Below are 20,701 nucleotides of genomic sequence, written 5' to 3'. Positions count from 1 at the left end.
CAATCAACTGCCCCCGCGCCACGGCAGATAAGGGCCGCTGAGCTCAGCTTGTCTGGCCGGATGTGCGGCGCAACAGGCTCTGGCCCTGCCAGTCTGTGCCTGTCGCCAAAATACAGGCCTGCCCCGCCGTGTCCGTGCTGATCACAGTGAAGGTGCCGGTCTCAGGCGAGGTCCAGACCTCGACAACCGCAGAAGCACCATGCAGGCCGCCGCCCGAAAGCGCTTCCTGATAGGTGGTTTTGAGCCGCTCGACCATTATCTCGCGGGCCACACAGCCGTCTGCATAGGCTGGCAAAGATGTCAAAATAGCCATGAAGCCCAGTGAAAGCGCGAAAATGCGCTTGGTGTTTATACGCTCGATCATGTCAAGCTCCTCGATTCTGCTCTCAAGTATGGGCCTATTGGCTGGCCCTTTTTGGTCAGATTTTCTGATCCAGTGGTCAGATTTTCTGATCCACACCCTTACAATACGAATTAATTATGGCAAGAAAAGGGCATATCCTCAGACAGGCCTTAAACATGTCCAGAACTTCCCCCAAACAAGCCCGCGCGTGGCAAAGGATGCTTTCAGGCCGGCGGCTCGACCTGCTCGACCCGACCCCCATGGATGTTGAAATCGAGGACATCGCCCACGGCCTCGCCTTTGTGGCCCGCTGGAACGGCCAGACGCAGGGCGATTATGCCTATTCCGTCGCCGAGCACTCGCTGCTTGTCGAAACCCTCTTTGGCCGCCTTATGCCCAAGGCCGAGCCCAAATGGCGCCTCGCGGCCCTGCTGCATGACGCGCCTGAATATGTGATTGGCGATATGATCTCGCCGGTCAAAAACGCAGTCGGCCCCGGCTACGAGGCGCTCGACGAGCGCCTGACAGCTGCAATTCACATTCGCTTTGGCCTTCCCGCCAAAACGCCGCCGCTGATCAAGAAACAGATCAAGAAGGCCGACAAGCTCTCAGCCTGGCTGGAGGCCACGCAAATCGCCGGCTTCTCCGTGGCCGAGTCCGACAAGTTCTTTGGCGCGCCAGACCCGGCCTTACTTGACGGGTTGGCAATCTCGCTGCGCCCGCCGCTTGCCGTGCGCGAAGAGTTCACAGCCCGTCACAACGCGCTTCTGGCCGAGATCGGCTGATGCACCTGCGCCGCGCCACAAAAGCCGATGCCCGCGCTCTGGCCGAGCTGCTCAACGCGATCATCGTCAAAGGCGGCACAACCGCCATGACAGAGCTGGTCTCGCGCACCGAAATGAGCAGCTGGATAGGCTCTAACCCTGCCCAAAGCGCCGTTTTCATGGCCGAAGATGACAACGGCACTGCGCTTGGCTTTCAGTCAATCGCACCCCATGAAGGCCTGCCGTCAGACACCTGTGACATTGCCACGTTCACACGCCGTGGCAAAACCCAGCTTGGGATCGGCTCTGCCCTTTTTCAGCACAGCCGCAAGGCGGCCAAGGCATTTGGCTATCGCTGGATCAACGCCACGGTGCTTTTGCAAAATGAAGGTGGGCTGATCTACTACAAGTCCCGCGGGTTTGAGCCTTACACCCGCACGCCGGAGCGCCTCTTCATGCGCCATGATCTGCGCTGATCAAGGCAAGCTCTGCTGCGCTCAGCGAGCCCCAATCTTGTGAACGTTCAATATAGCCATGCCGCTTCAAGAGCCGCCCGATCAGCTCGAAATCCAGCTCGCTGATCTCGCGTTTCTTGCCCACAACCGTGTCAGCATCCTCGGCCAGCGCATTGATCGCCAGCGGCTTGGCCTTCATGAAACTTGTCATATGCCAGCGCAGCGCGCGGCTCGCCACGCGCGCGCGCCGCAAGATCATGGCCGCCTTCTGCTCCGGCCTGGCCACCATCGCAAAAAGATGCAGCGCAGACCCATCAAGCGCCACAACCCGCTTGGCCGCCTTATACCGGGCAATCTGAACGCTCAAACTGTGCTGCTCCGGCCAAAAAACACAATACCCGGCCTCTTCCATGCGCGCGTCCAAAAGCTCCTCGCCGACAAAACCGCCCTTGTCGAGCGGCTGCAAGGCCCGCGAAATAAACAGCTTTTCCGGCCCTTCCGGCTCAATTTCCTGTGCAAAGTTGTTCGCAATAAACCGGCGGAACACCCGTGTTCCCCGAGCGATCTCGCCCAGCCCAAAGCCTTGGCCCGGCACCACAAGATGCGCCACATCACACACCTGCGTGAGCACTTTCACAGGCAAATCAACCCCGAGCAGGCGCAAATACTCCGCCTCAAAGCCCAACAGCTCCGGCTGGCCCCGGGTGACAAACAAGACCCCCTCAAGAGCGCCTTTTTCAAACCGGTTGAGCGCCCAGAGCCGGGCCAGACTTTGCATCTGGAAATGTCCGAAATGGTGGTAAAGCACACCCCCCCAGAGCCATTTTCCGGCCAATTCGCCCGCCGCTTGCGGCAGGTTTTCAGGAGGCAGGGTTATGCGCTCCTCGCGCCGCCAGGTTGCGGCCTGCGCAACATCTTTGCCGGTCCGGTCAAAAACCGCCGTTTGCAAGATCCGCCCATCAATCTGTTGCGGGGGCACAATCCGCGCGTCAGCCAGCTCTATCACGGCCTGCGACCACCCGCCCCTCGGGCTTGGTGGCTGGGTCGCGTCCAGCCGCATTTACTTCGGGCTGCGTTTGGCCAGAATGCGCTGCAAGGTGCGGCGGTGCATGTTGAGGCGGCGGGCCGTCTCGCTCACGTTGCGGTCACACAGCTCATAAACCCGCTGGATATGCTCCCAACGCACACGGTCGGCGCTCATGGGGTTTTCCGGCGGCGGGGGCAGCTCGCCTCCGCTTGCCAAGAGCGCATTGGTGATGTCGCGCGCATCGGCTGGCTTGCTGAGATAGTCAATCGCCCCGATCTTCACAGCCGCCACCGCCGTAGCAATAGCCCCATATCCGGTAAGCACGACAACCCGGCTGTCCGGGCGCTTTTCGCGGATCACTTCAACCACATCAAGCCCGTTGCCGTCTTCCAGCCTCAGATCACAGACGGCATAGGCCGGGGGGCGGGCTGTGGCGATCGCCTTTCCAGCCACGACAGAGCCGGCTGTTTCCACTTCAAATCCGCGTTTTTCCATGGCTTTTGCCAAACGCCGCAAAAATGGCTCATCATCATCAACAAGCAGAAGCGATCTGTCTTCCCCAAGATCAAGAGACTCTTCAGACATCAGTCGACACTCCCCCATTTGCGCTTGTCACAAGTCTTAGCTTGCCCTGATCGGGGCGTCAAACAAACCTCGCGGCACCCGCTCAGAGCTTGTCCACAAAACACTGCACCCGCTCTGCCATTTGTTCAGGGCTCTCATCGCGTTTGAAGAAATCAAGAAAGCCCTGCCCAGGCGCCATCAGGTAAGTGAAGGTTGAGTGGTCCACGAGATAGAACTCCTCGTCGCCGGGTTCCGGCTCCTGCTTCTTGTAGTAGGTGCGATAGGCCATGCTGGCCGCCTTTACCTGTTCGGGCGTGCCGGTCAGGCCCAGCATCTCGGGGTGCATGATATCGGTAAACTCCGCGAGCGATTGTGGCGTGTCGCGCTCCGGGTCAATCGAGATGAACGCGGTGCCAACGTCATATCCGCGTGCTTCCAGAAGCATGGCCGCCTCGCCATTTCGGGAGGTATCCAGCGGGCAGACATCCGGACAAAAAGTGTAGCCGAAATACACCAGTGTCGGCTTGGTGATCACATCTTTGTCTGTCACCGTCTTGCCGGTTTCGTCCACAAGCTCGAAGGGTCCGCCAATATCAGCACCACCGCCAGCCACGCTGCCCACACGACAGGCGGCAAAACGGTCGTCCGATCCGCCCGTCAGCGTCGTCACGCCCCAAGTTCCACCAAGCACCACAACCGCGGCAAGCGCCGCACCAATCGCAAGTTTCTGAGACATAACGCTTCCTTTTTCGCTACATTCTTCGCATTCTTTCGCGCACCCTCTTCACATAGGCGTCAAGACACAACATGCAATCGGACAATAGGTCTCAACACCCGCCGCTCCCCGAAGGGCTTCACCGCAGCAATTATATCCGCCTGCGCACGATTATCTGGCTGCGCTGGGCGGCTGTGTTCGGGCAGCTTACTGCGCTGTTTGTTGCCGAGCGCTACTATAACCTGCGGCTTGAGGTCGGGCTCTTCTACCTGGTCATAGGCGCCTCTGTGCTGGCCAATCTGATCGCCATGTTTGTTTTCCCCGAAAACCGCCGCCTGTCGGAGCGTGAAAACTTCTTCATGGTTTTATTTGATCTCTTGCAGCTGGGGGCGCTGCTGTTTCTGGCGGGCGGGCTGAACAATCCGTTCTCCATCCTGATCGTCGGGCCTGTGGCGGTGTCGGCGGCTGTGCTGTCCACCCGCAGCACCATCTTGTTGGGGCTGATCACGGTTCTCATCGCATCAGGGCTGACACAGGCCTATTACCCGCTGCGCACCGAGCTTGGCTATATTCTCCGGATCCCCGAAATCTTCGTCTTTGGCACATGGGCCGCAGTCACCATCGCCGTAATATTTCTCGGCGTCTATGTGCGCCGCATCGCGCTGGATGCCAATGCCATGTCCGAGGCCTTCCAGGCTGCCCAACTCGCCCTGAGCCGCGAGCAGAAGCTCACAGATCTTGGCGGCGTCGTGGCCGCCGCCGCGCACGAACTGGGCACACCTCTGGCCACAATCAAGCTGGTCAGCTCCGAGCTGATCGACGAATTTCCCGAGGGGTCCGAGGCCCGGGAAGACATCGCGCTCATTGCTTCACAGGCCGACAGGTGCCGCGATATTCTGCGCTCCATGGGCCGCGCCGGCAAAGATGATCTCTACCTGCGCCAGGCCCCCGTCACTACTGTCGTGCAAGATGCGGCCAGCCCCCACCTTGACCGCGGCAAGACCCTCCACTTCCTCCAAGAAAGCAACGACGGCACCGAGCAACCCGAAATCTACCGCAAGCCGGAAATTATCCACGGCCTGCGCAACCTTGTGCAAAACGCAGTCGATTTCTCGCGCGCCAATGTCTGGGTCGAAACCCACTGGAACGCCGAAACCGTCACCATCCGGATTCAAGATGACGGAGGCGGATTCCCTCCCAGTATGATCGGGCGTATTGGTGACCCGTTCATGCGCCGGCGCAGCAACGCAAAGCTGCGCGCCAAAAACACTGCCTACGAGGGGATGGGCCTTGGCCTCTTCATCGCCAAAACCCTGCTCGAACGCACAGGGGCCGAACTGGCCTTTGCCAATGGCCCCGCCCGCACGCGCCTTCCCGGGGACGGGCCGCAGCGCTCCGGGGCTCTGGTGATTGTGCGCTGGCCGATCGCCGATATTGCGGTTGATAAAAGCGAGGGCCGCACGCCGCTGGGCCAAAATATACTGATAACGTCATAATTATCTGATACATTGTTAAGGCTTGGTTAACCAGATTCGCCCCAAGGTTGTGTTGGGGTGAGGGCGTAAGAGTAGGAGCACGGGCGGATCATGGAAGATCACTCAAACCTATGGATCATCCTCACCGCAGGGCTTGCAACGGCCACGGTTGTTTTCTTGCTGCTGATGTTCTTTTCCGCGCGCACGGCGCCAAAGCGGCCTCTCAACAAGACATCCTTTGACGCCCCATGGTTTCGCTTTGACAAGAACAAATGCACCAGCGCAAGCAAGGCCGCGCTGGAGATCATTGATGTGCAAACCAGTGATAACCTGCCCTGGGCCAAGGTGCGCAGCTTCTTGGCCCCACGCTTTGCCGACCTCCCCGAAACCCTCCCGGATGACCACAGCCCTGCAACCCGTGATGCGTTTCATTCCCGCTTTCCCGATGATTCTGCCATGGTTCACCTTGAGGGCGAGGGGCAGCATATCCTGATCAGCCTCGAAGATCCCGCCCCCATCAGCTTTGCCGACAAACACCTGAGCTTTCTGCGCCGCCGCGATATTGATCTGCGCGATGACGCCATGAACAAGCTCGAACACCCCATGTGGGCCAAACGCAATGGCCGGATTTTCTGGACAAACAGGGCCTATAGGGCGCTGGAAAAAGAACGCCGCAAAGCCACCGAAGACACCTCTGAAATCTTTGATCCCGCCATACTCAAGGCTCCGGGCGAAACAACAGCCCGGGTCTCGCTGACCGTTGGCTTCGGCCATGGCGAGGTGCATTGGTTTGATATTTCCAGCGTTCAGGTTTCAACAGACACCGTGCTGCATTTCGCCTTCAATGTTGACGGTCTGATCGCGGCGGAAACCACCCAGCGCAAGTTTGTGCAAACGCTTGCCAAAACCTTCGCGCAGCTTTCAACCGGACTGGCCATATTTGACCGCGACAGGCGGCTCGTGCTCTTCAACCCGGCCCTGGTTGATCTCACGTCCCTGCCGGCCCATTTCCTCTCCGGACAGCCCAACATCCAGGCTTTCTTTGACAGGCTGCGCGACAACAGGATCATGCCCGAGCCCAAGGATTATTCATCCTGGCGGCGGCAAATCGCTGATCTTGTCGTCCAGTCGGCTGATGGGCGGTATCAAGAAATCTGGCGTCTCCCCAATGGCGTCACCTACCGGATCGTGGGCCGCCCCCACCCCGATGGGGCCATCGCCATCCTGATCGAAGATATCAGCGTCGAGATGTCCCTGACCAAGCGCTTCAAGGGCCAAGTCGAGCTGCGTGACACCGCCTTGCAAGCCCAGAGAGACGCTGTGGTCTGTTTTGAAAGTGACGGCTCCATCGCCTTCTGGAACCGGGCGTTCCTCGATTTTATCGGCCTGCCCCAAGGGTCTTCCGCCAAGGATTATACGCTCCCCTCGATCATGCGCCTTTGGAAAGACAGGCTCAGCCCCGGAACCGTGCGCAACACGCTCTCCGCGCGCCTGCGCACAGGCAGCGAACAGGAAGGCAGCTTTACCCTCGCCGATGGGCGCGAGCTGGGCTTTGAGCTGCGTGTGCACGATGGCAACGCCACGGTGATCACCCTGCGCTGCTCACAGCTTCCCGATACGGCCCCCACGCCAGCCAAAAGCCCCTCTCCAATCACCTAAAGCGCTTGCAGCGGCGGTGTCAAACCGTCATCTTCACCCCATGGCGCAGCTGAATTCTACCCTTCTTTTACCCAGCGAAGACGCCACTGCGCGCTTCGCGGCGGCGCTCGGGCGCAGGCTTGGCCCGGGCGACACCCTCTTGCTGGAAGGGGGCATCGGTGCGGGCAAGACTCACCTTGCGCGCGCACTCATCCAGTCGCGCCTGCCCGTGCCTGAGGATGTCCCTTCGCCAACCTTTACACTGGTTCAAACCTATGACGCAGGCGCCGTGGAACTCTGGCACGCCGATCTCTACCGCCTCACAGACCCGTCCGAGCTGGAAGAGCTCGGACTGACAGAGGCCTTTGAAGAGGCCATCTGCCTCATCGAATGGCCCGACCGCCTCGGCAGCTTGCGGCCCGCATCCGCACTCACGCTGCGGCTTGACCTCGGCGCAAAAGATACCGAAAGACGCCTGCATATGTCCGGCTCCGCCCGCTGGTCTTTCCTCAACGATATGGCTCTCACATGACCGAAAGAAACGCCCTTCTCACCGCTTTTCTCGATGCCTCTGGCTGGGGCAACGCCGCCCGCGCGCCGCTCGCCGGCGATGCGTCCAACCGGCGCTACGAACGGCTCACTTCGGCCGAGGGCCTGCCCGCGGTTCTGATGGATGCGCCGCCCGAGAAGGACGAAGATGTGCGCCCCTTCATGGCCATTGCCTCCTATCTGGCCAGCCTCGGCCTGTCTGCGCCACAAATCCTTGCCTCGGATACGGCCCATGGTTTCCTGCTGCTCGAAGATCTGGGTGATGATCTCTTTGCCCGGGTCGTCAAAGCCGCGCCCGCCCAGGAAACCGAACTCTACACGGCTGCAACAGAGGTGCTCTTGCATCTGCACGCCAGCCCCCCGCCAGAGCAGCTCGCCCGCTATGACGCCACGGTGATGGCCGAGATGGCCGCCCTCGCCTACCGCTGGTATGGGGCGCAAGACACCCAAAGGCTCGCCAAGAAATCCGCCGCGTTCAAAGATCGGTTCGAGGCGCTGCTCGCTTCAGAATGCCCCGATCAGACCGTTCTCATCCAGCGGGATTATCACGCCGAAAACCTGCTCTGGCTGCCCGCGCGCAGTGGCCCTGCCCGTGTCGGTCTGCTTGACTTTCAAGATGCCATGCTTGGCCACCCTGCCTATGATCTCGTCTCACTTTTGCAAGACGCCCGCCGCGATGTGCCCCGCGCCACCGAACAGGCGATGCTCGCGCATTACATCAGCGCCAGCGGGCAAGACCGCGAAGGTTTCACAGCCGCCTACGCCCTCCTCGGCGCCCAGCGCAATCTGCGCATTCTTGGTGTCTTCGCCCGCCTCTCGCTCCTTGCGGGCAAACCTCATTACATTGATCTCATCCCCCGCGTCTGGGGCTACCTCATGCGCGATCTGGCGCATCCCGTCCTCGCGCCCCTGCGCGCGCAGCTTTTGGCCGATCTGCCCGCCCCGTCCGATGCCCTCCTGAGAGAGTTGAAAGTCAAATGCGCAACAGCCCAAACTCCCTGATGATCTTCGCCGCGGGCTTTGGCACCCGCATGGGCGCGCTCACCGCGCATCAGCCCAAGCCGATGGTCAAGGTCGCTGGCACAGCCCTGATCGACCACACGCTGGCCCTCGCCGCGCCGCTGGGCCTCAAAACAGTGGTCAACCTGCACTACCTCCCGCATCTCCTTGAGAAACACCTTGCAGGGCGCGATGTGACCACCCTCACGGAAACCCCCGATATTCTCGAAACAGGCGGCGGGCTGCGCAACGCCCGTGCGGCGCTGGGCAAAGGCCCCGCCTTCACGCTCAATTGTGATGCGCTCTGGCGCGGCCCCAACCCGCTTGAAGCCCTCGCCACCGCCTGGAACCCTGAGGAAATGGACGCGCTCCTCCTGCTTATCCCGCGCGAAAATGCACTGGGCCACACCGGCACAGGCGACTTTCTCATGTCCCCCTCAGGCCAGCTTACGCGCGGCGCGGGGCTCGTCTTCTCCGGCGCACAAATCATCAAACCCGAGCTGACAGAAGACATCCCCGCGCGCAGCTTCTCGCTCAATCTCGTGTGGGACAAGCTCCTCGCCTCAGGTCGCCTCTATGGCCTGCCCTACAGCGGCAAGTGGTGCGATGTCGGCTCGCCCGAAGGCATCACCCGCGCCGAAAGGATGCTTGATGCCAGCGCTCTTTAACGGCTCTGAGACACCGCAACTCTACGGCACGCCGCTGGGGGCAGATTTCCCCCGCGCCTTGGTTGAGGCTTTGCGCACGGCCTATGCAAACGAGCCGCCCGAGGCGCTGGCCCGGGTGCAGCTCGTGCTCAACACCCGCCGCATGGCCCGGCGCGTCAGCGAACTGTTTGATGAAGGCGGCGCGCTGCTCCTGCCGCGCATCTCGCTCATCTCCGATCTGGCCGCCCTTGATCCGCTCAGCCCCCTGCCACCCGCCGAGCCAGCCCTTCAAACCAAGCTGGAACTCTCGGTGATCATCCGCCAGCTGATCGAAAGCGAGAAAAACCGCGCCGACCATGCGGCCATAGCCCCAAGCGAAGCCGCCTTTGACCTTGCAGACAGCCTCACCGCCCTGATGACGGAAATGCACGAGGAAGGCGTTGCCCCCGAGACCATCTCCGCGCTCGATATCAGCGATGAGTCAGGTCATTGGCAGCGCACGCAGGCGTTTTTGAAAATTGTTCATGGCTATGCTGCCCGCCGCCCCGGCCTCACCACTGCCGCCCGCAACCGCCTGATTAGCGAAGCGCTCATGGCCCGCTGGAACGCCGCGCCGCCAAAAGACCCGATCATCATTGCAGGCTCCACCGGCTCGCGCGGCCTCACCGCTGCGCTGATGCGTGCGGTGTCCCGGCTGCCCCTCGGGGCTGTCGTGCTGCCGGGGTTTGACTTTGCCTTTGCCCATGGCGCTTGGCCCAAGCTCCCCGAAAGCGCGCTCTCTGAAGATCATCCGCAATACCGCTTTCACGCGTTGCTCACGGCCCTTGGCCTCGCCCCGCAGGATGTGCAGCCCTGGCCCGCCGGTGCCGCACCCTCCGAGGCCCGCAACAAGCTGGTTTCGCTGGCGCTGCGCCCGGCGCCTGTCACCGACCAATGGATCGCTGAAGGCCCGGCCACGGCCCTGATCGCTGCGGACGCCACCGAAAACATGACCTTGCTGGAAGCCAACTCCCAGCGCGAAGAAGCCCTGACCATCGCGCTGCGCCTGCGCCAGGCCGCCGAACAGGGCCAGAAAGCCGCGCTCATCACACCAGATCGCACACTCTCGCGCCAGGTGACAGCCGCGCTGGCCCGCTGGGGTTTGACCCCCGATGACAGCGCCGGAGAGCCGCTGCACCTCTCGCCCGCTGGGCGCTTCTTGCGGCATGTGCTTGAGGTGTTCGCACCCCAACCTCTCACCGCCGAAACGCTTGTCACGCTGCTCAAGCACCCGCTCTGCAACGCCCTTGACGAGCGCGGCACGCATCTGCGCTATACCCGCGAGCTGGAGCTCTATATCCGTGCCAATGGCATTCCCATGCCCGATACCGCCACGCTTGCCGCTTGGGGGGCCGCGCATAAAGACGAGGCCGCGCGCCTCTGGGCAGATTGGGTTTCTGGCAGCTTTTTTACCGAAGGCTTTGCTGCGGAAGCGCCGCTGGAAGCCTTCTTGCAAACCCATATCGCAACCGCCGAAGCGTTGGCTTGCGGCCCGCTTGGCGGGCCAACACCGCTTTGGCAAAAAGACGATGGCCAGGAGGCGCAAAAGCTTTTTCAAACCCTGCTCGGCTGCGCAGCCTCGGGCGGCGAAATGAGCCATTTTGACTATGCGAACCTGATCGACTCCTCTCTCTCGTCGGGCGAGGTGCGGCGCAGCGAGGCGTCCCATTCGGGGGTTCTCGTCTGGGGCACGCTGGAAGCCCGCGTTCAGGGTGTTGATCTTCTGATCCTGGCCGGGCTCAACGAGGGCAGCTGGCCCGAGGCCCCCGCGCCCGACCCGTGGCTCAACCGGAAAATGCGCCGCGAGGTGGGCCTTCTGCTGCCCGAGCGGCGGATTGGCCTCTCTGCCCATGACTTCCAACAAGCGGTGGCCGCCAAGGAAGTCTGGCTCACGCGCGCCAGCAAATCCGACGATGCCGAAACAGTCCCCTCCCGTTGGCTGATCCGGCTCACAAATCTGCTCGCAGGGTTGCCCCAAGGCCGGGGAGAGGCCGCGCTCAAAACCATGCAGGGGCGCGCGGCAGAATGGCTCGCCTATGCCAAGCAAATTGACGCGCCCGAGCAAGAGAAACTCCCCGCGCAGCGCCCTGCGCCTTGTCCTCCTGTGGCCACACGCCCGCGCAGCCTGTCTCTCACCAAGATCCAGACACTGATCCGCGACCCCTACGCCATCTATGCGCGCTATATCCTGCGGTTGGAGCCGCTCAACCCGCTGCAAAAAATGCCCGATGCGCTTTTGCGCGGCATCACCCTGCACACCGTTATGGAAGAGTTTGTCAAAACCGCCAGCGCTGATCCCTCCCTGCGCACCCGCGCCAAGCTGAGCGCTTTGGCCCGCGACATTCTGAAACGCGATGTGCCCTGGCCCGCAGCGCGGCTGATCTGGCTGGCCCGCTTTGAAAGCGTCATTGACGGCTTTCTCACCGAGGAAGCCAAGCGCGCCCACGACGCGCGCTTTCTGCGGGCCGAGGCCAAGGGCGCGCTCGAGCTCCCCGACATCGGCTTTACCCTCACCGGCAAGGGCGACAGGTTCGATATCCTCTCAGATGGCAGCTTGGCGATCTATGATTACAAAACCGGCGCGCCCCCCAACAAGGCGGTGCGCAAGTATTTTGACAAGCAGCTCCCGCTTTCGGCCCTCATGGCCAGCGCAGGCGCATTTGAGGCCGTGCCCGCAGAGCCTGTTGGCAAGCTTGCCTATATCGGCCTTGGCTCAAGCGCAGGCGAAAACATGCTTGCGCCCGAGGAATACGACACGGCCACCGTTCTGAGTGAGTTCAAAGCGCTGATCCTCGCCTTCTTTGCGCCCGACAAGGGCTACCCTTCTCGCCGCGCCATCCAGAGCGAGGAGTATGAGGGCGATTATGATCATCTCGCCCGCTACGGCGAATGGAGCAGCGCCGATGCGCCCACTCCGGAGGTTCTGACATGAGCACCGCACCCAACGAGGCCACAATTGCCCAGATAGATGCCGCCCGCCCGCAGGCGTCCACCTGGCTGTCCGCCAACGCCGGCTCGGGCAAGACCCGCGTTCTCACAGACCGTGTCGCCCGGCTCCTGCTGGAAGGGGTGGATCCGCAGAATATCCTCTGCCTCACCTATACCAAGGCCGCCGCTTCCGAGATGCAAAACCGCTTGCTCAAGCGCCTCGGCGCCTGGGCCATGAAGCCCGATGCCGCGCTGAAAACCGAGCTGGCCGAGCTGGGCAGCTCTCCCGGTGCTTCCGAAAGCTATTACAGCAACGCCCGCCGGCTCTTTGCCAAGGCCATCGAAACACCGGGCGGCCTGCGCATTCAGACCATCCACTCTTTCTGCGCGTCGCTGTTGCGCCGCTTCCCGCTGGAGGCCGGTGTCACGCCCCAGTTCACCGAGCTGGATGAACGCACCTCGGCCCAATTGCGCGCGCGCATTGTCGACGAGATGTCAGAGTCTCACGAAGCCACGCTGATGCTGGATGTTCTGGCGCGGCTTGGCGGCAATGATTTTGAGAAATTCACCGCGAATATTGTCTCTAACAAGGCCAAATTTGCCAATGAGCTCACGCGGGAAGAGCTTTGCGAGCGTTTTGGAATTCCCGCCAACTTCTCGCGCGAAAGCCTTCTGGCCGAGGTTTTTCTCGGTGGCGAAACCGAACTGATCGCCCAGATGCTCCCGGTGGTGGCCAAAGGCAAACCAAACGACATCAAGCTGCTCTACCCCAAGCTCGCAAGCATTGACGGCACCGATGTTGCCAACCTGAAAAGGCTGGAATCCGCCCTGCTCACAGGCGGCGGCACAAAGCCTCCCTTCCGCGCCAAGCTCTCCGATTACGCCAGCCAAGACACCCGAAATGCGCTCGACCATCTTGCACCACAAATCGAGGCGCTCATCTTGCGTGTCGAAGCGGCGCGCCCGCGCCGTATCGCCCTGGCCACTGTCGAAAGCACCTGCGCGCTGCACGCCTTCGCGCGCGCCTTCCTCGCCCGCTATACCGCAACCAAAGAGGCGCGCGGGTGGCTCGATTTTGACGACCTGATCCTAAAAACCTTGGCCCTGTTGACCAACCCACAGGTGGCCGAATGGGTGCTTTATCGCCTTGATGGCGGGATCGATCATATCCTTGTCGATGAAGCCCAAGACACCTCGCCCGCGCAATGGGCCGTGATCGAGGAGCTGGCCCGCGAAATCACCTCTGGCCAAGGCGCGCAGGGCGAAAAACCCCGCACAATCTTTGTGGTCGGCGATAAGAAGCAATCGATCTATTCGTTTCAAGGCGCGAATGCGACCGAGTTCGATCGGATGCAAACCGCCTTTCAGGAAAAGCTCTCGCTCCATGAAGAGCCGCTGCACAACCGCAATCTGGCCTATTCCTTCCGCTCTTCGCCGGCCATTCTCAACACGGTTGATGCGGTCTTCGAGCAACGTGGTGAGTCAGGTTTTGCGCCCGAGGAAAAACACATCGCCTTTCACCGCACCATGCCGGGCCGAGTCGATATCTGGCCGCCCGTGCCAAAGGGCCCAAAGGCCGATGATCTGCCTTGGTATGAGCCCCTCGACCTTCTCACCCCCGATGATCCTGTGGCCATTCTGGCGGCGCAGATCGCCCGCAATCTGCGTCAGATGATCGACGCCAACACCCTCATTCCCACCGAGACAACCAACGGTCAATGGCAGGCCCGACCCCTCCATGAGGGCGATATCCTGATCCTGCTTCAAAGACGTTCCGCGCTCTTTCACGAAATCATCCGCGCCTGCAAGTCCGAGGGCCTCAAGGTGGCAGGGGCCGATAGGCTCAAAATCGGCGAGCAAATTGCCGTCAAAGACATCACTGCCCTGCTCAGGTTTCTGGCCACGCAGGAAGATGACCTCTCGCTTGCCGCCGCCCTGCGCTCGCCGCTTTTTGGCTGGTCAGAGCAAGAGCTTTTCACCCTTGCCAGCAAGCGCAAAGGCTACCTCTGGGAGGCGCTTCGCGCCGAAACAGAGACACACGGCGAAACGCTGGCCATCCTCAACGATCTGCGCCGCGTCACCGATTTCTTGCGCCCCTATGATCTGATCGAGCGCCTGCTCACCAAGCACAAGGGCCGCCAGAATATCCTCGCCCGGCTGGGCTATGAGGCCGAAGATGCTGTCGATGCCTTTCTCACCCAAGCGCTCAAATACGAGCACAGCGCAGTGCCTTCGCTCACCGGCTTTCTCAGCTGGCTTGAAAGCGACGACCCCGAAATCAAACGCCAGATAGAAGCCGGCGGCCAGCGCATCCGGGTGATGACAGTGCATGGCTCCAAGGGCCTCGAAGCCCCTGTTGTCATCATGCCCGACACGGCCGACCGCAAAAACGAGTTCAAAGGCCAGATCCTGCCGCTGGACGATACAATTGCTTACAAACACAGCAAAGACGACATGCCCCCCCTGATCCAGGCGGCCGTCAGCACAGCCCTTGCAGCCCAACAGGCCGAGCGCGAGCGCCTGCTCTATGTCGCCATGACTCGTGCCGAGAAATGGCTCATCATCGCCGCCGCGGGCGAGGTAAAAACCACCGACAGCTGGTATCACACCATCAGCACAGCAGCGCAAACCCTGCCCTTTGTCGCGGTTAACACGCCAGATCAGATCATCCAGCGGCTCGAAACAGGCGATTGGTCAGCCCTCTCTCACACGCCAGCGGCTTCCGTCACCGATCAGCCCTTTACCCTGCCCGCCTACCTTACAAGTGATCGTCCCGCCCCTCCAGGCGCGCCACGGCCCAAGTGCATATCAGCCTCCGCTTTGCCCGGCGCAAAGGCGCTCGCAAGCCAAACAGGGCAAGAGAAAGAGGCCGCAAAGCGCTACGGAACCAAGGTCCACCTCCTTTTGGAACATTTGCCCAAGGCCACACCCGCCGCGCGCGCAAATCTGGCGGAAACCTTGCTTGCCAGTTTTGATACGCCCTCCGAAAACAGCGCTGTTTTGGCAGAAATAGAGACTGTTCTGGCCCGGCCCGAACTCGCGCAGCTCTTTGCCAAAGAGACTCTCAGTGAAGTCGCCCTGACTGCCCCCAGCGCCACACTCGGCCAGCGCCTGCACGGCACCGTCGACAAGCTCCTGGTGCGCGAAGGTCATGTTCTTGCTGTTGATTTCAAGACAAACGCCGCCGTGCCGCCCCGCCCCGAAGACACGCCACTTGGCATCTTGCGCCAAATGGGTGCCTATAGCGAGGCGCTCGCGCTGATCTATCCGGATCACCAGGTGCAGACAGCCATTCTCTGGACCAAAACCGCTGACCTCATGACATTGCCTCAGGATCTCGTGAGGAAGGCCTATCAAGACACTCGATACCTTGACGATCTGCCGCCAGCTTCCTAGGTTCTGCGCAAGCACATCAAACCCCTTTAGGAGAACCCCATGGCCACTGTTGCTGTCACAGACGACACATTCGACGCCGAAGTCAAAAATTCAGATATCCCCGTAGTGGTGGATTTCTGGGCCGAATGGTGCGGCCCCTGCAAACAGATCGGCCCGGCGCTCGAAGAGCTCTCCGCCGAGATGGAAGGCAAAGTCAAAATCGTCAAAGTCGATGTTGACTCAAACCCCAACGCCGCCGCCGCCATGGGCGTGCGCGGCATCCCTGCGCTTTTCGTCTTCAAGGGCGGCGAGCCAGTGTCAAACCTCTCTGGCGCGCGCCCCAAGGCACAGCTTCAAAGCTGGATCGAAGACGCGCTCTAAGCCGCAGCTCTCTGCCAAAGAAAAGCCCCGCCCTCCGGCGGGGTTTTTTATGCGATCCACCCGTGCCTGCGAAACCGCGCCGCAATCTGCGCCTCTGCTTCGGGCCGCCCCGCATTGATCGCCCGCGCCTGCCAGAACCACCACAGGTAGCGCTCAAACGGAGGCCGCATCTCCGGCACACGCCGCAGCGCTTCCTCCACGCCCAACACATGGGCATTCGCCGCAATATGATGAAAGTCGATCTGCGCAAAAAGCGCCGCGGGCTTGGCAAAGAAATACCCGAAGAAGGCCGCGCTCGAATTCTGGCTCACAACATAGTCACAGGCGGGCAGGTAGCGCTCCATCTGCCCCATCACAACGCGCACCCGCGAAAAGCGCTGCGTGAGCCGCTCCAGCGCCGCCATGTCCTGCGCCGAATAAGCCTCCTTCGGGTGCAGCCCGATCACCACATCGCGCCGCGCCTCCGCTGCCAACAGCGCCTCGATCATTTCCAGTGGCGCGCGCGCCTGAAACGAGCGCCGCTCCCCGATCCGCCCTTGCAGCGGCACATACACATAGCCCTCGCGGCTGGCCTTCGCCGCGCCAAACATCCGCTTGCGCCAGTTGCCAACAAAGCGCGCCGCCTTGCCGGCCTCCACAGCCTCGGGCACGAAATCGGCCCGCGCCACATCCCACTCCCAGCGCTTGTCACTCGCTTCAATCGCCCAGAACGGATAGGCATAGACCCGCCGCATCACCAGCGTCTCAGCGCTCATCGGCGGCCACATATGCACAAGCGCGCGCCCGCCCGCGTGCCCCTCGCGCTCCGCCTCCTTCGCGTAGCGCAGGTCCAGCCCGCCAGCGCGCAACACAGCCGCCACCTTGGCCAGAAAGTTATGCTCTCCCGCCTCGGCGCTCGCCTTCATATCCGGCGCCAGATAAATCGTCACAGCCTCACTCATGGCCAGAGTGCTAGCCCTCCGCGCCCCGCCAAACAAGCCAAACCTTGTGCTTCCCCGCCCCAGCCGCCATATATTCGCCCATGTCCAAGGAGGCCCGCATGTCCCAATCAGATTTCCCCGGATGGCACGGAACCACGATCGTCGCCGTCAAAAAAGACGGCGAAGTCGTCATCGCAGGCGATGGTCAGGTCAGCCTCGGCCAAACCGTGATCAAAGGCACAGCCCGCAAGGTCCGCCGCATCTCGCCAGGCGGGCATGATGTCCTCGTCGGCTTCGCGGGCAGCACGGCTGACGCCTTCACCCTGCTTGAGCGCCTGGAAGCCAAGCTCGAAGCCACCCCCGGCCAGCTCATCCGCGCCTGCGTGGAGCTCGCAAAAGACTGGCGCACAGACAAATACCTGCAAAAGCTCGAAGCCATGCTTTTGGTATCTGATGGAAAAGAACTCTTCGTCATCACAGGCGCTGGCGATGTGCTGGAGCCCGAGCACAATGTCGCCGCCATCGGCTCTGGCGGCAACTTCGCCCTCGCCGCCGCCCGCGCCCAGATGGACACCCCTAAATCCGCCGAAGACGTGGCCCGCACCGCCATGGCCATCGCCGCCGATATCTGCGTCTACACCAACGGAAACCTGACAGTCGAAACCATCAAAGGTTAACCCTTTCTTATTGCCTCAAATACCCCGGGGGTGAATGCCGAAGGCAGAGGGGGCAGCGCCCCCTCCACCGCGGCGCCAAAGGCGGCGCAACCCCTCCAAAGAAGCGAGACCAAACCATGACAGACCTCACCCCCCGCGAAATCGTCTCCGAGCTCGACCGTTTCATCATCGGCCAATCCGATGCCAAGCGCGCGGTTGCCGTGGCCCTGCGCTCGCGCTGGCGGCGCAAGCATTTGCCCTCAGATCTGCGCGATGAGGTCTACCCAAAGAATATCCTGATGATCGGCCCCACAGGTGTCGGCAAAACCGAAATCTCCCGCCGCCTCGCCAAGCTGGCGCGCGCGCCCTTCCTCAAGGTCGAGGCAACGAAGTTCACCGAAGTCGGCTATGTCGGCCGCGATGTCGAGCAGATCATCCGTGACCTTGTCGATGCCGCCATCCTGCAAACCCGCGAGCACATGCGCGAAGATGTGAAAGCCCGCGCCCACACTGCCGCACAAGAGCGCGTCATCACCGCCATTGCCGGTGAAGATGCCCGCGAAGGCACGCGCGAGATGTTTCGCAAAAAGCTCAAGGCCGGCGAGCTTGATGATACGGAGATCGAGCTTGATGTCGCCGATACCTCCAACCCGATGGGCGGCATGTTCGACATCCCCGGCCAACCGGGTGGCCAGATGGGTATGATGAATCTCGGCGAGCTCTTTGGCAAGGCCATGGGCGGGCGCACCACCCGCAAGAAGCTCACAGTGGCCGAGAGCTACGCCGTGCTCATCTCCGAGGAAGCCGACAAGCTGCTGGATGACGAACAGGTGACCAAGGTCGCGCTGGAAGCTGTGGAGCAAAACGGGATCGTATTTATCGACGAAATCGACAAGGTCGCCGCGCGCAAGGACGCCCGCGGCGGAGATGTCTCCCGCGAGGGTGTGCAGCGCGATCTGCTCCCGCTCATCGAAGGCACAACCGTCTCCACAAAGCACGGTGCGGTGAAGACCGATCACATCCTCTTCATCGCCTCAGGTGCCTTCCACATTGCCAAACCGTCTGATCTTCTGCCAGAGCTTCAGGGCCGCCTGCCCATCCGCGTCGAGCTGCGCGCGCTCACCGAGGCGGATTTCGTCCGCATTCTCACCGAAACAGACAACGCCCTCACCCTGCAATACACCGCCCTCATGGCGACAGAGGAGGTCACCGTCAGCTTCACCGAAGAGGGCATCAAGGCCCTTGCCAAGATCGCCGCCGAGGTCAATGCCACAGTGGAAAACATCGGCGCGCGCCGCCTCTACACCGTGCTTGAGCGCGTCTTTGAAGAGCTGAGCTTCACAGCGCCCGACCGTTCGGGAGACAGCGTCACCGTCGATGCCGCCTTCGTCGAGCAACACCTCGGCGCGCTGATGAAATCCTCCGATCTCTCCGGCTACGTCCTGTAGGGTGCGCATTCATTGCGCACCTTTGCCTAAAAATTCGTAATTTCTTCGCATAATAACGCGCTTATATGCCTCATTATGCGCATTTTTCGCAGGCCACCTGCGCTATCCTTGCGCCCAGCGCAACAGGAGAGCCCGGCCATGCCAACCCAAAGCCACGTCTACCAAAACATCGCCCAGGCCTTGGCCGATCATGGCGTGACAACTCTCTTCGGCCTCATGGGCGATGCCAATCTCTTCATGGTCGATGCCTTCGTGCGCGAGCGCGCCGGCCGCTTCGTGCCCGCCGCACATGAGGGCAGCTCGGTGCTCATGGCGCTGGCCTATACCCATGTCGCGGGCAAGGTAGGCGTGGCCACCGTCACCCATGGCCCCGCGCTGACCAACTGCATGACAGCCCTCACAGAGGGCGCGCGCGGCCATATTCCCATGGTCCTGCTCGCCGGTGACACACCGGTTTCCAATCCGCGCCACCTTCAAAGCGTTGATCAACGCGAGGTGGTCAAGGCCACAGGCGCAGGCTTTGAGCAAATGCGCACACCCGAAACCGTGGCCATGGATGTGGCCCGCGCCTTTTACCGCGCACAGGTCGAGCGGCGGCCCATTGTGCTCAACATGCCCGCCGATTTCATGTGGCAAGAGGCCGCGCACACACCCCGCGTGCTCGATGTGTTTACCGCACCGGGCGGGGTGGCCGAAGGCGAAATTCTCGACAACGCCATCGGTATGATCGCCTCTGCCCGCCGCCCGCTCATCCTGGCCGGGGCCGGCGCTGTGAAGGCCCGCGAGGCGCTCATCCGTCTGGCCGACAGGCTGCAAGCGCCTCTCGCCACAACGCTGAAGGCCAAGGGGCTGTTCAACGATCACCCCTATAACATCGACATTTTCGGCACGCTGAGCACCCCCGCCGCCTACGAGCTGATCGCAGCCGCCGATTGCATCATCTGCTTTGGCACAAGCCTGCATGATTTTACCACAGACCGCGGCAAGCTGATGAAAGACAAACGCATCATCCAGATCGATGTGGAGCCAACAGCCATCGGCGGCGGCTTACACCCCGACGCTGCCCTTGTCGCCGATGCCGCTCTCACCGCCGAAACAATCCTCTACTGGCTCAACGAGGCCGAGATCCCCCCCAGCGGCTTCACCAACGATCTCGATATCGAAAAGCTCACTGAGCACCCCCTTGGCCCCAACAAAACCGCGCCGGGCTGCATCAACTACATCCACGCCCTCACGCGGCTGGAAGAGGCCCTGCCCAAAGACCGGGTCCTGCTCACCGACGGGGGCCGCTTCATGACAGAGGTCTGGGTGCGCATCTCCGTGGCGGGCCCCGCCAGCTTCGTCGCAACAACCAACTTCGGCTCCATCGGCATCGGCCTGCAAGAAGCCGTCGGCGCGGGCCTCGCTGCGCCCTCGCGGCCTGTCGTGCTCTTCACAGGTGATGGCGGCTTCATGATGGGCGGCATAAACGAGTTCAACACAGCCGTCCGCCTCGGCCTCGACCTGATCGTGATCGTCGCCAATGACTCCGCCTATGGCGCCGAGCACATCCAGTTCCTTGACAAGAAAATGGACCCCTCCCTCACCGAGTTTCACTGGCCCTCTTTCGCCGATATTGCCAACTCTCTGGGCGGCGAAGGCCATAAGGTCACCTCAGCCGAAGAGCTGGAAACCGCGCTGGCCGCCCTTCCCCAGCGCAGCAAACCCCTGCTCATCGAGCTTATGCTCGACCCCCACGATGTCCCCCGAATGCGGATCTAAGGGCTCGCCCCGTAGGG

General features: G+C 61.7%; 18 protein-coding genes. 13 read left to right on the top strand and 5 right to left on the bottom strand.

Annotated elements, in window-relative coordinates:
- Positions 1-43: 43 nt before the first annotated feature.
- The gene (locus Q0478_RS06660; protein ID WP_298677425.1) at positions 44-364 is read right to left on the bottom strand and encodes a hypothetical protein; all 321 of its coding nucleotides are present in this window, start codon (positions 362-364) and stop codon (positions 44-46) included.
- Positions 365-519: 155 nt separating this feature from the next.
- On the opposite strand from Q0478_RS06660, the gene Q0478_RS06655 reads away from it, so the two are divergent.
- Positions 520-1,128 (top strand): HD family hydrolase, encoded by a 609-nt coding sequence (locus tag Q0478_RS06655; protein ID WP_298677422.1) that lies wholly within the window; start codon positions 520-522, stop codon positions 1,126-1,128.
- Complete coding sequence (locus tag Q0478_RS06650) at positions 1,128-1,583, top strand: GNAT family N-acetyltransferase (protein ID WP_298677419.1); 456 nt, start codon at positions 1,128-1,130, stop codon at positions 1,581-1,583. The genes Q0478_RS06655 and Q0478_RS06650 overlap by 1 nt, the downstream gene beginning before the upstream one ends.
- On the opposite strand, the gene Q0478_RS06645 is transcribed toward Q0478_RS06650, so the two are convergent.
- The 3 genes from Q0478_RS06645 to Q0478_RS06635 form a co-directional block, all read right to left on the bottom strand.
- Positions 1,561-2,568 carry a glycosyltransferase 61 family protein gene (locus tag Q0478_RS06645; protein ID WP_298677416.1) on the bottom strand — a complete coding sequence of 336 codons (1,008 nt, stop codon included), beginning with the start codon at positions 2,566-2,568 and terminating at the stop codon, positions 1,561-1,563. The genes Q0478_RS06650 and Q0478_RS06645 overlap by 23 nt on opposite strands.
- A gap of 54 nt (positions 2,569-2,622) precedes the next feature.
- Positions 2,623-3,174, bottom strand: a complete 552-nt coding sequence (locus Q0478_RS06640) for an ActR/PrrA/RegA family redox response regulator transcription factor (protein ID WP_298677413.1) — start codon at positions 3,172-3,174, stop codon at positions 2,623-2,625.
- Positions 3,175-3,256: 82 nt separating this feature from the next.
- Positions 3,257-3,889: an SCO family protein gene (locus tag Q0478_RS06635; RefSeq protein WP_298677410.1), complete on the bottom strand. Its 633-nt coding sequence runs from the start codon at positions 3,887-3,889 to the stop codon at positions 3,257-3,259.
- Positions 3,890-3,960: 71 nt separating this feature from the next.
- Between Q0478_RS06635 and regB the strand changes: the two genes are divergently transcribed.
- The 8 genes from regB to trxA all read left to right on the top strand — a co-directional run bounded on the left by regB (position 3,961) and on the right by trxA (position 15,899).
- Entirely contained in the window at positions 3,961-5,364 is a 1,404-nt protein-coding gene (regB, locus tag Q0478_RS06630; protein ID WP_298677407.1) for a sensor histidine kinase RegB, read from the top strand.
- A gap of 90 nt (positions 5,365-5,454) precedes the next feature.
- Positions 5,455-7,002: a PAS-domain containing protein gene (locus tag Q0478_RS06625; RefSeq protein WP_298677404.1), complete on the top strand. Its 1,548-nt coding sequence runs from the start codon at positions 5,455-5,457 to the stop codon at positions 7,000-7,002.
- Positions 7,003-7,042: 40 nt separating this feature from the next.
- Positions 7,043-7,513 (top strand): tRNA (adenosine(37)-N6)-threonylcarbamoyltransferase complex ATPase subunit type 1 TsaE, encoded by a 471-nt coding sequence (gene tsaE, locus Q0478_RS06620; RefSeq protein ID WP_298677574.1) that lies wholly within the window; start codon positions 7,043-7,045, stop codon positions 7,511-7,513.
- Positions 7,510-8,532, top strand: coding sequence for a phosphotransferase (locus Q0478_RS06615; protein WP_298677402.1), 1,023 nt, complete (start codon positions 7,510-7,512; stop codon positions 8,530-8,532). Before tsaE ends, Q0478_RS06615 begins: the two co-directional genes overlap by 4 nt.
- Positions 8,508-9,197 carry a nucleotidyltransferase family protein gene (locus tag Q0478_RS06610; protein ID WP_298677399.1) on the top strand — a complete coding sequence of 230 codons (690 nt, stop codon included), beginning with the start codon at positions 8,508-8,510 and terminating at the stop codon, positions 9,195-9,197. The genes Q0478_RS06615 and Q0478_RS06610 overlap by 25 nt, the downstream gene beginning before the upstream one ends.
- Positions 9,181-12,147 (top strand): double-strand break repair protein AddB, encoded by a 2,967-nt coding sequence (addB, locus tag Q0478_RS06605; RefSeq protein ID WP_298677395.1) that lies wholly within the window; start codon positions 9,181-9,183, stop codon positions 12,145-12,147. The genes Q0478_RS06610 and addB overlap by 17 nt, the downstream gene beginning before the upstream one ends.
- Positions 12,144-15,539: a double-strand break repair helicase AddA gene (addA, locus tag Q0478_RS06600; RefSeq protein WP_298677392.1), complete on the top strand. Its 3,396-nt coding sequence runs from the start codon at positions 12,144-12,146 to the stop codon at positions 15,537-15,539. Before addB ends, addA begins: the two co-directional genes overlap by 4 nt.
- Positions 15,540-15,578: 39 nt before the next feature.
- Positions 15,579-15,899 carry a thioredoxin gene (trxA, locus tag Q0478_RS06595; protein ID WP_298677389.1) on the top strand — a complete coding sequence of 107 codons (321 nt, stop codon included), beginning with the start codon at positions 15,579-15,581 and terminating at the stop codon, positions 15,897-15,899.
- A gap of 47 nt (positions 15,900-15,946) precedes the next feature.
- Here the strand turns inward: trxA and Q0478_RS06590 are convergent, their stop codons facing one another.
- Positions 15,947-16,840, bottom strand: a complete 894-nt coding sequence (locus Q0478_RS06590; RefSeq protein ID WP_298677387.1) for a hypothetical protein — start codon at positions 16,838-16,840, stop codon at positions 15,947-15,949.
- A gap of 98 nt (positions 16,841-16,938) precedes the next feature.
- Between Q0478_RS06590 and hslV the strand changes: the two genes are divergently transcribed.
- From hslV to Q0478_RS06575, 3 genes are all read left to right on the top strand, one after another.
- Positions 16,939-17,496 (top strand): ATP-dependent protease subunit HslV, encoded by a 558-nt coding sequence (gene hslV / locus Q0478_RS06585; RefSeq protein ID WP_298677384.1) that lies wholly within the window; start codon positions 16,939-16,941, stop codon positions 17,494-17,496.
- A gap of 116 nt (positions 17,497-17,612) precedes the next feature.
- Positions 17,613-18,923: an ATP-dependent protease ATPase subunit HslU gene (gene hslU, locus Q0478_RS06580; protein ID WP_298677381.1), complete on the top strand. Its 1,311-nt coding sequence runs from the start codon at positions 17,613-17,615 to the stop codon at positions 18,921-18,923.
- A 138-nt stretch (positions 18,924-19,061) separates the two neighbouring features.
- The gene (locus tag Q0478_RS06575) at positions 19,062-20,684 is read left to right on the top strand and encodes a thiamine pyrophosphate-binding protein (protein WP_298677379.1); all 1,623 of its coding nucleotides are present in this window, start codon (positions 19,062-19,064) and stop codon (positions 20,682-20,684) included.
- Positions 20,685-20,701 lie beyond the last annotated feature (17 nt).

The sequence above is a fragment of the uncultured Lentibacter sp. genome, assembly GCF_937123735.1.
Lineage (GTDB): Bacteria > Pseudomonadota > Alphaproteobacteria > Rhodobacterales > Rhodobacteraceae > Lentibacter.
The sequence above is the reverse complement of the archived record's forward strand: the minus strand, read 5'-3'. Positions and strand labels throughout refer to the sequence as shown.